General features: G+C 49.9%; 9 protein-coding genes. 6 read left to right on the plus strand and 3 right to left on the minus strand.

Features of this window, described 5'->3' with window-relative positions; all coding sequences use genetic code 11:
• The first annotated feature begins 1 nt into the window (after position 1).
• The 6 genes from GBAG_RS06320 to GBAG_RS06345 all read left to right on the plus strand — a co-directional run bounded on the left by GBAG_RS06320 (position 2) and on the right by GBAG_RS06345 (position 8,477).
• Positions 2–1,345, plus strand: coding sequence for a replication-associated recombination protein A (locus GBAG_RS06320; RefSeq protein ID WP_034494307.1), 1,344 nt, complete (start codon positions 2–4; stop codon positions 1,343–1,345).
• Between the two features lie 98 nt (positions 1,346–1,443).
• The gene (serS, locus tag GBAG_RS06325) at positions 1,444–2,736 is read left to right on the plus strand and encodes a serine--tRNA ligase (RefSeq protein ID WP_034494309.1); all 1,293 of its coding nucleotides are present in this window, start codon (positions 1,444–1,446) and stop codon (positions 2,734–2,736) included.
• A 366-nt stretch (positions 2,737–3,102) separates the two neighbouring features.
• Positions 3,103–5,547 carry a dimethylsulfoxide reductase subunit A gene (gene dmsA / locus GBAG_RS06330; RefSeq protein ID WP_034494311.1) on the plus strand — a complete coding sequence of 815 codons (2,445 nt, stop codon included), beginning with the start codon at positions 3,103–3,105 and terminating at the stop codon, positions 5,545–5,547.
• A gap of 10 nt (positions 5,548–5,557) precedes the next feature.
• A complete protein-coding gene (locus GBAG_RS06335; protein WP_034494312.1) occupies positions 5,558–6,175 on the plus strand; it encodes a DMSO/selenate family reductase complex B subunit in 618 nt (205 codons plus the stop codon).
• 1 nt (position 6,176) lies between these two features.
• Entirely contained in the window at positions 6,177–7,037 is an 861-nt protein-coding gene (locus tag GBAG_RS06340; RefSeq protein ID WP_034494313.1) for a dimethyl sulfoxide reductase anchor subunit family protein, read from the plus strand.
• Positions 7,038–7,328: 291 nt separating this feature from the next.
• Positions 7,329–8,477 carry an MFS transporter gene (locus tag GBAG_RS06345; RefSeq protein ID WP_034494314.1) on the plus strand — a complete coding sequence of 383 codons (1,149 nt, stop codon included), beginning with the start codon at positions 7,329–7,331 and terminating at the stop codon, positions 8,475–8,477.
• Between the two features lie 47 nt (positions 8,478–8,524).
• Here the strand turns inward: GBAG_RS06345 and pflA are convergent, their stop codons facing one another.
• From pflA to focA, 3 genes are all read right to left on the minus strand, one after another.
• Complete coding sequence (pflA, locus tag GBAG_RS06350; RefSeq protein ID WP_034494315.1) at positions 8,525–9,265, minus strand: pyruvate formate lyase 1-activating protein; 741 nt, start codon at positions 9,263–9,265, stop codon at positions 8,525–8,527.
• 199 nt (positions 9,266–9,464) lie between these two features.
• Positions 9,465–11,747, minus strand: coding sequence for a formate C-acetyltransferase (pflB, locus tag GBAG_RS06355; RefSeq protein ID WP_034494316.1), 2,283 nt, complete (start codon positions 11,745–11,747; stop codon positions 9,465–9,467).
• A 54-nt stretch (positions 11,748–11,801) separates the two neighbouring features.
• Complete coding sequence (gene focA / locus GBAG_RS06360; protein WP_034494317.1) at positions 11,802–12,659, minus strand: formate transporter FocA; 858 nt, start codon at positions 12,657–12,659, stop codon at positions 11,802–11,804.
• Between the last annotated feature and the right edge of the window lie 56 nt (positions 12,660–12,715).

Below are 12,715 nucleotides of genomic sequence, written 5' to 3' on the forward strand. Positions count from 1 at the left end.
AGTGAGCAACTTGTCGCTCGATTTTTCTGAAAATACCTTCCAGCCTCTGGCCGCGCGTATGCGGCCGGAGAACCTCGCGCAGTATATCGGCCAGCAGCATCTTCTCGCTCCGGGTAAACCTCTTCCTAAAGCTATCGAAGCCGGGCATCTCCATTCGATGATTTTATGGGGCCCCCCAGGCACCGGTAAAACCACGCTTGCGGAAGTCATTGCGCATTATGCGGACGCAGATGTAGAACGAATCTCTGCTGTTACCTCCGGTGTAAAAGAAATCCGCGAGGCTATTGAGCGCGCGCGTCAGAGTCGTAATGCTGGGCGACGTACGATTCTGTTTGTTGACGAAGTCCATCGCTTTAACAAAAGCCAGCAAGATGCTTTCTTGCCGCATATTGAAGATGGCACGATAACCTTTATTGGCGCGACCACTGAAAACCCCTCATTCGAGTTGAACTCCGCTTTACTTTCACGAGCCCGGGTTTATTTGCTCAAATCGCTGACGACTGAAGATATTGAAAAAGTCCTCGATCAGGCGATGAACGACACGGCTCGCGGCTACGGAGGGCAGAATATTGTCCTGCCGGACGAAACTCGTCTGGCTATCGCTCAACTGGTCAACGGTGATGCTCGCCGCGCACTGAACACGCTGGAAATGATGGCTGATATGGCCGAAATTGATGCGAGTGGAAATCGTGTGCTACAGATTGCGCTGTTGACCGAAATTGCAGGTGAACGTAGTGCGCGATTTGATAACAAGGGCGACCGTTTCTACGATCTGATTTCCGCGCTGCATAAGTCAGTACGCGGTTCCTCGCCGGATGCTGCACTTTACTGGTATGCGCGCATTATTACTGCAGGCGGCGATCCTTTATATGTTGCCCGGCGTTTGTTAGCGATTGCGTCCGAAGATGTAGGCAATGCCGATCCACGTGGTATGCAGGTCGCTATCGCTGCCTGGGATTGCTTCACGCGGGTTGGCCCTGCAGAAGGGGAGCGCGCCATTGCACAAGCTATTGTTTATCTTGCTTGCGCGCCAAAAAGTAATGCAGTTTACAAAGCTTTCAAGGCAGCAATGGCTGATGCCCGTGAGCGCCCGGATTACGACGTTCCCGTTCATCTTCGTAATGCGCCAACCAAACTGATGAAAGAAATGGGGTATGGTCAGGAGTATCGCTACGCTCATGACGAACCCAATGCTTATGCTTCCGGAGAAGTTTACTTCCCGCAGGAAATGGCACAAACACGCTATTATCAGCCTACAAACAGAGGTCTTGAGGGCAAGATTGGTGAAAAGCTCGCCTGGCTTGCTGAACAGGATCAAAATAGCCCGACAAAACGCTACCGATAATTCAGGCGTTGCGGTAAGGTTAGCAAGACTATCATTCATTGCGGTTGCAGGCTGTGACCGCTATCCCCTTCATTTAATTCGATAAGCACAGGATAAGCATGCTCGATCCCAATCTACTGCGTACAGAGCCAGACGCAGTCGCTGAAAAACTGGCACGCCGAGGCTTCAAGCTGGATGTAGAAACGCTGCGCTCCCTTGAAGAGCGTCGTAAAGTATTGCAGGTTAAAACAGAAAATCTGCAGGCTGAGCGTAACTCGCGATCGAAATCCATCGGCCAGGCGAAAGCGCGCGGGGAGGACATCGAGCCATTGCGTCAGGAAGTTAACCAACTCGGTGAAGAACTTGATGCGGCGAAAACTGAACTTGATGCCCTGCAGGCAGAAATCCGTGATATCTCGCTGACTCTGCCTAACCTCCCGGACGATTGCGTACCGATGGGGAAAGACGACAGCGAAAACGTTGAAATCAGTCGCTGGGGTGAGCCACGTAAATTCGATTTTGAAGTGCGTGACCATGTGACGCTGGGTGAAATGGCTAAAGGCCTGGATTTCGCTTCTGCGGTTAAACTGACCGGCTCTCGTTTTGTTGTGATGCAAGGGCAAATTGCTCGCCTGCATCGCGCACTGAGCCAGTTCATGCTCGATTTGCACACCGAACAGCATGGTTACATTGAAAACTATGTCCCGTACCTGGTGAACCAAGAAACGTTGTACGGTACGGGTCAGTTGCCAAAATTTGGCGGCGACTTGTTCCATACTCGTCCATTGGATGAAGAGGCTGACAGCAGCAACTATGCGTTGATCCCAACCGCTGAAGTGCCGTTGACCAACCTGGTGCGTGACGAGATTATTGATGAAGAATCTCTGCCGCTGAAAATGACCGCTCATACGCCATGCTTCCGTTCAGAAGCGGGTTCTTACGGTCGTGATACCCGCGGTCTGATTCGTCAGCACCAGTTCGATAAAGTCGAAATGGTTCAGATTGTGCGCCCTGAAGATTCTATGGATGCACTGGAAGAACTGACAGGACACGCAGAGAAAGTGCTGCAATTGTTGGGCCTGCCATACCGTAAAGTGCTGCTGTGCAGTGGTGATATCGGTTTCGGCTCGGCGAAAACCTACGATCTCGAAGTCTGGTTGCCGGCGCAGGACACTTACCGTGAAATCTCTTCTTGTTCAAACATGTGGGATTTCCAGGCGCGTCGTCTACAGGCTCGTTGCCGTAGCAAAGCAGACAAGAAAACCCGTCTGGTACACACCCTGAACGGTTCTGGTTTGGCTGTAGGTCGTACTTTGGTTGCGGTACTGGAAAACTACCAACAAGCTGATGGACGTATCGAAATTCCAGAAGTGCTACGTCCGTACATGAAAGGTCTTGAGTACATCGGCTAATCATTGCGACTAATACATTAGTACTGTTTTACTCTCTGAAAAGCGCCTAAGGGCGCTTTTTTTATGCCGTAATTATTCTCATTCCCACAGATAATCTGCCTTTATTGATACCAGGCAATAACAAATACCCCTATATGAGTATCATTGCCTCCAGAAAGAGAGTGATGATGACGAATACAACTCATTCAGTTCCCTTATCATTTCGCCGTTTGAAGTTACATGATGTAACCGGGCAGCCAATCGTGGGACTGACATAAATTAAGACACTCCTTTCTCTTTTTGGCTGAGCAACGGAAACGCGGGCCTATTTCCCTGAGTAACCTTTGCCAGCTTGTTCAAACGTGAGCACGATACAAGTGGGTCATTATGAAAGAGAAAACTTCTAATGCGGTTCTGAGCGCACAAGTTAGCCGCCGTAAGCTGGTGAAAACCACGGCTATCGGTGGGCTTGCAGCTGCGAGCGGTGCATTAACACTCCCCTTTAGCCGTATGGCTTTCGCACAAACTGCCGCTGATACGGTCAGTACCGCTGAAAATGTGGTGTGGAGCGCTTGCACAGTAAACTGTGGCAGCCGCTGCCCATTGCGCATGCATGTGGTCGATGGCGAAATCAAATACGTTGAGACCGACAACACCGGTATTGATGATTATGAAGGTCTACACCAGGTGCGCGCTTGCCTGCGAGGCCGTTCAATGCGTCGCCGCGTCTATAATGCCGATCGCCTGAAATACCCGATGAAACGCGTTGGTGCTCGTGGAGAAGGGAAATTTGAGCGAATCAGCTGGGATGAAGCCTTCGATACCATTGCCAACAGCATGAAAGGCATTATCAAAGAACACGGCAACGAAGCCATTTATCTGAACTACGGCACAGGGACGTTGGGCGGCACGATGACTCGCTCCTGGCCACCGGGTTCCACGCTTATTGCTCGCCTCATGAACTGCTGCGGTGGCTATCTAAATCATTATGGTGATTACTCTACCGCGCAGATTGCCGCAGGCCTGAACTATACCTATGGCGGCTGGGCGGATGGCAATAGCCCGTCTGATATTGAAAACAGCAAACTTGTTGTGTTGTTTGGGAATAACCCGGGCGAAACGCGTATGAGTGGCGGCGGGGTGACTTATTACCTCGAGCAAGCGCGTGAAAAATCTAATGCTCGCATGATTATCATTGACCCGCGTTATACCGACACTGGTGCAGGTCGTGAAGATGAATGGATTCCAATTCGTCCAGGTACAGATACCGCTCTTATCTCCGCCCTCGCGTGGGTGATGATCGCTGAAAACCTCGTTGACCAGCCTTTCCTCGATAAATACTGCGTCGGTTATGACGAAAAAACGCTACCAAAAACGGCTCCGGCGAATGGCCATTACAAGGCTTATATCCTCGGCGAAGGGGCTGATGGTGTAGCGAAAACCCCGCAGTGGGCAGCAAAAATCACGGGTATTCCTGCTGAGCGCATCGTGCAACTGGCTCGTGAAATCGCCACGGCTAAACCCGCGTTTATCAGCCAGGGATGGGGGCCTCAGCGCCACTCAAACGGCGAGCTGGTTTCGCGCGCAATCGCCATGTTATCGATCCTGACGGGTAATGTGGGAGTCAACGGTGGTAACAGCGGTGCACGCGAAGGTTCTTACAGCCTGCCATTTGTGCGTATGCCGACCCTGGAAAACCCGGTGCAAACCAGTATTTCGATGTTCTTGTGGACGGATGCTATAGAACGCGGCCCAGAAATGACTGCGACTCGCGATGGTGTGCGCGGTAAAGATAAGCTCGATGTGCCGATTAAAATGGTCTGGAACTATGCCAGTAACTGTCTGATTAACCAGCATTCTGAAATTAACCGCACCCATGACATCCTTCAGGATGACAAAAAATGCGAGATGATTGTGGTTATCGACAACCACATGACTTCTTCTGCGAAATATGCGGATATCTTGCTCCCAGATTGCACCGCTTCTGAACAGATGGATTTCTGTCTTGATGCATCTTGCGGCAACATGGCTTACGTGATTTTTGCAGGTCAGGCCATCAAACCACGCTTTGAGTGCAAAACCATTTATGAGATGACCAGCGAAATCGCCAAACGAATGGGGGTTGAGCAGCAATTTACCGAAGGTCGCAACCAGGAAGAATGGATGCGTCATTTGTACAAACAATCGCAAGAAGCTATTCCTGAACTCCCGAGTTTCGAAGAATTCAGCAAGCAAGGCATCTTCAAGAAACGTGACCCGGAAGGGCATCACGTTGCCTATAAAGCTTTCCGTGAAGATCCGGCGGCCAACCCACTGACGACCCCTTCCGGGAAAATCGAAATTTACTCTGAGCAACTGGCTGAGATTGCCGCGACCTGGCAACTTAACGAAGGAGATGTCATCGATCCTCTGCCGGTTTACAGCGCTGGCTTTGAAAACTACGGCGATCCTTTGGCAGAGAAATGGCCATTACAGATGACCGGTTTCCACTATAAAGCCCGTACTCACTCAACCTACGGCAACGTGGAAGTGTTGAAGGCCGCCTGCCGCCAGGAAATGTGGATCAACCCGATTGACGCCCAACAGCGTGGGATCAAAAACGGTGACATGATCCGCATTTTCAACGGACGTGGTGAAGTCCATATCAACGCGAAAGTGACACCGCGTATCATCCCCGGTGTTGTCGCGATGGGGGAAGGGGCATGGTATAGCCCTGATGCCAATAAAGTGGACCATGCTGGTTGCATTAACGTGCTGACTACACAGCGACCATCGCCACTGGCGAAAGGCAACCCATCCCACAGTAACCTCGTCCAGGTCGAGAAGGCGTAAGGAATAGCTGATGACAACCCAATACGGATTTTATATAGATTCCAGTCGTTGCACCGGTTGCAAGACCTGCGAGCTGGCTTGCAAAGATTACAAAAACTTAGGCCCGGATGTCAGTTTCCGCCGCATTTATGAATACGCGGGCGGTGACTGGCAGGAAGACAACGGTGTATGGCAGCAAAACGTCTTTGCCTATTATCTTTCGATTGCATGCAATCATTGCGAAGACCCGGCTTGCACCAAGGTTTGCCCGAGTGGCGCGATGCACAAGCGCGAAGACGGATTTGTCGTCGTCAACGAAGACGTGTGCATTGGTTGCCGCTACTGCCATATGGCTTGCCCTTATGGCGCGCCGCAGTACAACGCAGAAAAAGGGCACATGACGAAATGCGATGGTTGCTACTCGCGTATTGCTGAAGGGAAGAAACCTATTTGTGTGGAATCTTGCCCGCTGCGTGCGCTGGATATGGCTCCGATTGCAGAATTACGTGAGAAATATGGCGAACAGGCAGCGATAGCTCCGTTACCGTCAGCACATTTCACCAAACCAAATATCGTCATTAAACCCAACGCCAACAGCCGCCCTTGTGGGGATAAAACCGGCTATCTGGCAAACCCGAAGGAGGTGTGAGATGGGTAACGGATGGCATGAATGGCCGTTAATGGTCTTTACGGTTTTGGGGCAGTGCGTCGCAGGTGGTTTCATAGTGATGGCGCTGGCGTTGCTGACTGGCATCTCAGACCGCGTACTACAAAAGCGCGTGCACTGGGCGATGATTGTGCTTTGGGTTCTGATGGGGATTGGCTTTATCGCCTCCGTTCTGCACCTTGGTTCACCGCTGCGGGCGTTTAACTCGCTTAATCGTATCGGTGACTCCGCATTAAGTAATGAAATTGCCAGCGGTTCGGTGTTCTTTGCGGTGGGCGGTTTCTGGTGGTTGGTTACCGTGCTGGGAAAAATGCCTCAGGTATTGGGCAAAATCTGGATGGTGCTGACCATGATTCTGGGCGTGTTTTTCGTCTGGATGATGTGCAAGGTTTACCTGATTGATACCGTGCCAACGTGGTATAGCGTTTATACGCCGCTCACTTTCTTCCTGACGATGTTTATAGGTGGCCCGCTTCTTGGTTATTTACTGCTGCGTGTTGCGGGCGTAACGGGCTGGGGAATGCGTCTTCTTCCCGCTATTTCGCTCTTAGCGATTGCGGCGAGTGCAGTCGTTATGATGTTACAGAGCACGGAACTGGCAACTATTCACAGTTCTATTGCGCAGGCATCAGCACTCGTGCCGCAATACGGTGCGTTGATGTCGTGGCGATTGCTGCTGCTTTCTGCTGCACTAATTTGCTGGATTGTTCCACAATTAAAAGGTGGGCTGGCAAGCCCGGCAGTCCTGACGTTTGCATTCGTGCTGATGATTGCTGGAGAGCTTATCGGACGCGGAGTTTTCTATGGCTTGCATATGACTGTCGGCATGGCGATAGCCAGTTAATCAACTTCTAATATTAAATGCGCCTCCGGGCGCATTTTTTTTTACCCTCGTATAAGAAAATGTCATCTGAATCACCATGAAATTTTTCATCTAATCCGCTTCGATTCACAGTTGCAGATGCTATCAAAAACAGAGACATAGCATTTTGGCGCTGTACTTCGCTTGTCACTTGGATAAGTTTTTCAAATCGACGGCTTTCAAATCGTGCCAGGCCCCGTCAGCGCTGGATTGACAATCATTTTTCCAGTGGCATGATGCGCACAAATTATTCTCTTCCTCGCGGTTTTTTACATGTCCACCTATACCCGACCAGTGATGCTTTTGCTCTGTGGTCTGATGCTTTTGACCCTGGCGATAGCAGTTTTAAATACACTGGTTCCACTCTGGTTAGCTCACGGAAATCTTCCTACCTGGCAAGTTGGGATGGTGGGTTCATCATATTTTACCGGAAACTTATTGGGTACATTGATTACCGGGTGGCTGATTAAACGCCACGGATTCAACCGTAGCTATTATCTTGCGTCACTGATTTTTGCCACAGGCTGTGTCGGTCTGGGTTTAATGACCGGTTTCTGGAGTTGGATGATGTGGCGTTTCATCGCCGGTATTGGCTGTGCGATGATTTGGGTGGTAGTTGAAAGTGCTCTCATGTGCAGCGGGACTTCACGTAATCGTGGACGCCTGCTGGCGGCATATATGATGGTTTATTACGTTGGCACCGTGCTGGGCCAATTGCTGATAAGCAAAATGCCGACGGATTTAGCCAGCGTTCTGCCATGGGTAACCGCGCTTATTCTGACCGCCATTCTTCCGTTGTTATTCACTCGTATTGTTAACGATCGCAGTGAAAACCAGGAGGCGACATCCGTCTGGCCGATGCTTCGCCTGCGCCATGCCCGCCTTGGAGTGAACGGCTGCATTATTTCCGGGATTGTTCTCGGTTCGCTTTACGGATTAATGCCGTTATACCTGAACCATCAGGGTGTGAGTGATGCGGGCATTGGTTTCTGGATGGCAGTCATGGTCAGTGCAGGCATTGTGGGCCAGTGGCCGGTAGGGCGCCTGGCCGATCGTTTCGGTCGTTTGTTGGTGCTGCGAGTTCAGGTGTTTGTGGTGATTTTGGGTTGCATGGCAATGCTGACTCATGCCGCAATGGGGCCAACATTATTTGTACTGGGCGCGGCTGGGTTTACACTTTATCCGGTAGCAATGGCCTGGGCTTGTGAAAAAGTTGAGCACCATCAACTGGTGGCAATGAACCAGGCTCTGTTATTAAGTTATACCGTTGGCAGTTTGCTTGGCCCAACATTTACCTCAATGCTGATGCAAAGCTACTCGGACAGCCTGTTGTTTGTGATGATTGCCGGAGTGGCGTTTGTTTACTTACTGATGCTGCTGCGCAAAGCGGGGCCACATTCCACACCTATTGCCCACGCCTGATACAAAAATGGCCCTCGTTGAGGGCCATTTTTGGTGGTGCATCAAGATCAGTACATCACTTTGTGACCGTACTGCTCCAGAATCCCTTTGACGCGTTCCATGGTTTCTTTCTTCGGTGGATGTACGCCATCAAGTTTGTACTCTTCACCCATAGCGACCCATTTGTGTTTGCCCAGTTCATGATAAGGCAAAAGCTCAATCTTCTCGACGTTGCCCATATCTCGCGTGAACTCGCCGAGGCGATGTGCAGAGTCATCATCATCAGACCAGCCTGGAACGACAACGTAGCGAATCCAGACGTTAACGTTTTTATCTGAAAGATAACGGGCAAATTCCAGGGTGCGATGGTTTGAAACACCGACCAGATTCTGGTGAATCTCGTCGTTCATTTGCTTCAAATCCAGCATCACCAGGTCAGTCACTTCCAGCAATTCATCAATGACCGGGTCGTAACGGCGCACAAAGCCGTTAGTATCAAGACAGGTATGAATACCTTCTTTACGGCAGGCACGGAACCAGTCACGCACAAACTCAGCTTGGAGAATGGCTTCGCCACCTGATGCTGTTACACCACCACCTGATGCGTTCATAAAGTGGCGATAGGTCACCACTTCTTTCATCAATTCTTCTACAGTAATCTCTTTGCCGCCGTGAGTATCCCAGGTATCACGGTTGTGGCAATACAGGCAGCGCATCAGGCAGCCCTGGAAGAAGGTAATAAAACGAATACCGGGACCATCCACGGTACCGCAGGATTCAAAGGAATGAATTCGGCCAATTACTGACATTGCGGTGTTCTCTCCAGTATTGGTCCAGGCTTTACAGCAAGAACCAGGTTGAGCGCGGTCTTTAAACAGAATGCCGCGTCGAATCAATTTTGCAAGATACCCTAAACTTAGCAGCTATCTTGCAAAATCGGTTCTGACATAAGAAAAGGCCCCACCGAGGTGGAGCCTTTATTCTACGCCTTTTCAGACAAACCGTGAATTACATGGTTTGAGTGAAGGTACGGGTAATAACGTCCTGCTGCTGTTCTTTAGTCAGGGAGTTAAAACGTACAGCGTAACCAGATACACGAATGGTCAGCTGAGGATATTTCTCAGGGTGTTCCATCGCATCCAGCAGCATTTCACGGTTCATTACGTTCACGTTCAGGTGTTGACCACCTTCGATGGACGCTTCGTGGTGGAAGTAACCATCCATCAGACCCGCGAGGTTAGTTTTACGAACTTCGTCGTCTTTACCCAGTGCGTTAGGAACGATAGAGAAGGTATAAGAAATACCATCTTTAGCGTAAGCAAACGGCAGTTTAGCAACGGAAGTCAGAGAGGCAACAGCACCTTTCTGGTCACGACCGTGCATTGGGTTAGCACCTGGACCGAATGGAGCGCCAGCGCGACGACCGTCTGGGGTGTTACCGGTTTTCTTACCATAAACCACGTTAGAGGTGATGGTCAGAACAGACTGAGTCGGGATAGCGTTACGGTAAGTAGTCAGTTTCTGAATTTTCTTCATGAAACGTTCTACCAGGTCAACAGCGATGTCATCTACGCGAGAATCGTTGTTACCGAACATTGGGTATTCGCCTTCGATTTCGAAGTCTACAGCCAGGCCGTCTTCGTCACGAACAGGTTTAACTTTCGCGTATTTGATTGCAGACAGTGAGTCAGCTGCAACAGACAGACCCGCGATACCACAAGCCATGGTGCGAACAACGTCACGGTCATGCAGAGCCATCAGAGACGCTTCGTAGCTGTACTTATCATGCATGTAGTGAATGATGTTCAGCGCGGTGACGTACTGTTTAGCCAGCCAATCCATGAAGTGGTCAAGACGATCGAGAACATTATCGTAGTCCAGAACATCTGCCATGATTGGTGCTTCTTTAGGACCGATCTGCAGTTTCAGTTTTTCATCAACGCCGCCGTTGATTGCATACAGCATGGTTTTCGCGAGGTTAGCACGAGCACCAAAGAACTGCATTTGCTTACCAACGATCATTGGGCTTACGCAGCATGCGATTGCGTAGTCATCGTTGTTAAAGTCAGGGCGCATCAGATCATCGTTCTCGTATTGCAGAGAAGAGGTATCGATGGAAACTTTAGCTGCGAACTTCTTGAAGTTCAGTGGCAGTTTTTCAGACCACAGAATAGTGATGTTCGGCTCCGGAGACGGCCCCATGGTGTACAGGGTGTTCAGGAAACGGAAGCTAGATTTGGTAACCAGAGTACGACCATCTACACCCATACCGGCGATAGATTCAGTTGCCCAGATTGGGTCACCAGAGAACAGCTCATCATACTCAGGGGTACGCAGGAAGCGAACCATACGCAGTTTCATGACCAGGTGGTCAATCATTTCCTGTGCTTCAAGCTCAGTAATTTTGCCTGCTTTCAGGTCACGTTCGATGAATGCATCCAGGAAGGTGGATACGCGACCGAAGGACATTGCAGCGCCGTTCTGAGATTTAACCGCAGCCAGGTAGCCGAAGTAAGTCCACTGAATAGCTTCTTGAGCATTTTTAGCAGGACCAGAGATATCGCAGCCATATTTAGCAGCCATTTCTTTGATCTGACCCAGAGCACGGTGTTGCTCGGAGATTTCTTCACGCAGACGGATTGTTGCTTCCAGATCTTCGCCGTTTTCCAGTTTGGATTGCAGAGAGTTGAACTGAGCAAATTTGTCTTTCATCAGGAAGTCGATACCGTACAGCGCTACGCGACGGTAGTCACCAATGATACGACCACGACCGTAGGCATCCGGCAGACCGGTGATTACGCCTGATTTACGGCAGTTCAGGATGTCTTTGGTATAAACGTCAAACACACCCTGGTTGTGGGTTTTGCGGTATTCGGTGAAGATCTTTTTAAGCATTGGGTCAAGTTCGCGACCGTATACTTTGCAAGAACCTTCAACCATTTTGATGCCACCAAACGGAATAATTGCACGTTTCAGTGGAGCATCAGTCTGCAAGCCAACGATAGTTTCGAGGGACTTGTTGATGTAACCAGCATCATGGGAGGTGATGGTGGAAGCGAGGTCAGTATCGAAGTCAACAGGCGCGTGAGTGCGGTTTTCCTGTTTAACGCCTTCCATGACGTTGTCCCACAGTGTGGTAGTTGCTTCAGTAGCACCTGCCAGGAAGGACTCGTCACCCTCGTAAGGGGTGTAGTTTTTCTGAATAAAGTCACGCACGTTGACTTCATTCTGCCAGTCGCCTTTGGCAAAACCTTCCCAGGCTGTGGCTAACTTCTCATTAAGCTCGGACATTTAACACCTACCTTCTAATGTGGATTTCTTATTCCCTGAACAATGGTTAGCACATTAGTGCTTATCGCCACCGCGCAGATAAATTACCCAGTACGTCAACCCAACCAGTACACCGCCACCAATGATGTTCCCGATAGTCACGGGGATTAAGTTATCAGTGATGAAGTTCAATACGGTCAAGTGTGTGAAATTGTCCGGAGACGACCCAACTGCGGTCCAGAATTCCGGGCTTGCAAAGTTGCGTACTACGATACCCAAAGGGATCATGAACATGTTTGCGATACTGTGCTCAAAACCACAAGCAACAAACATGGCGACCGGGAGGATCATAGCAAACATCTTGTCCATCAAACTGCGGCCCGAGTAGCTCATCCAGACAGCCAGACAGACCATCAGGTTAGCCAAAATACCGAGGCATACAGCTTCAATAAAGGTGTGATGCATTTTGTGGTCTGCAGTTTGAAGTACATTCAGACCCCACGCACCATTTGCTGTCATATACATGCCTGACAACCAAATCAACACCACGAATAGCAACGCACCAACCAAGTTTCCGACATAGACGTTAATCCAGTTCTTGGCTAGCTGACCCCAGGTGATTCGCCCGCTGGCTTTCGCAACAACGATTAACACCGTAGAGGTGAAAAGGTCGGCACCGCAGATGACACAAAGGATTAGCCCTAAGGAGAAGCAAGTACCACCAATCAGTTTTGCAATCCCAAATGGAATGGTTGCAGTACCGGTGGTAGCAGTGATGTAAAAGACAAAGGCAATCGAGATGAACATGCCCGCAGTGATCGCTAAATAAAACGTGGTCAGCGGGTGTTTTGTTGCTTTATAGACGCCAGCATCTTCGGCGACTTTCGCCATAGCGGCTGGGAGCAATAGATCAAAAGGGTTGTCAGCTTTCACACTAACTCTCTCTTATTTAATTCGGCGACGAGATACTAACAAAGCATTATAGAGTA

Origin of the sequence: Buttiauxella agrestis ATCC 33320, from assembly GCF_000735355.1 — a bacterium.
GTDB lineage: Bacteria > Pseudomonadota > Gammaproteobacteria > Enterobacterales > Enterobacteriaceae > Buttiauxella > Buttiauxella agrestis.

What these genes read in the sequence shown, in the direction of transcription:
- serS (WP_034494309.1), top strand. Translation starts at nt 1,444, where the DNA reads ATGCTCGATCCCAATCTACTGCGTACAGAGCCAGACGCAGTCGCTGAA.
- dmsA (WP_034494311.1), top strand. Translation starts at nt 3,103, where the DNA reads ATGAAAGAGAAAACTTCTAATGCGGTTCTGAGCGCACAAGTTAGCCGC.
- GBAG_RS06335 (WP_034494312.1), top strand. Translation starts at nt 5,558, where the DNA reads ATGACAACCCAATACGGATTTTATATAGATTCCAGTCGTTGCACCGGT.
- GBAG_RS06340 (WP_034494313.1), top strand. Translation starts at nt 6,177, where the DNA reads ATGGGTAACGGATGGCATGAATGGCCGTTAATGGTCTTTACGGTTTTG.
- GBAG_RS06345 (WP_034494314.1), top strand. Translation starts at nt 7,329, where the DNA reads ATGTCCACCTATACCCGACCAGTGATGCTTTTGCTCTGTGGTCTGATG.
- pflA (WP_034494315.1), bottom strand. Translation starts at nt 9,265, where the DNA reads ATGTCAGTAATTGGCCGAATTCATTCCTTTGAATCCTGCGGTACCGTG.
- pflB (WP_034494316.1), bottom strand. Translation starts at nt 11,747, where the DNA reads ATGTCCGAGCTTAATGAGAAGTTAGCCACAGCCTGGGAAGGTTTTGCC.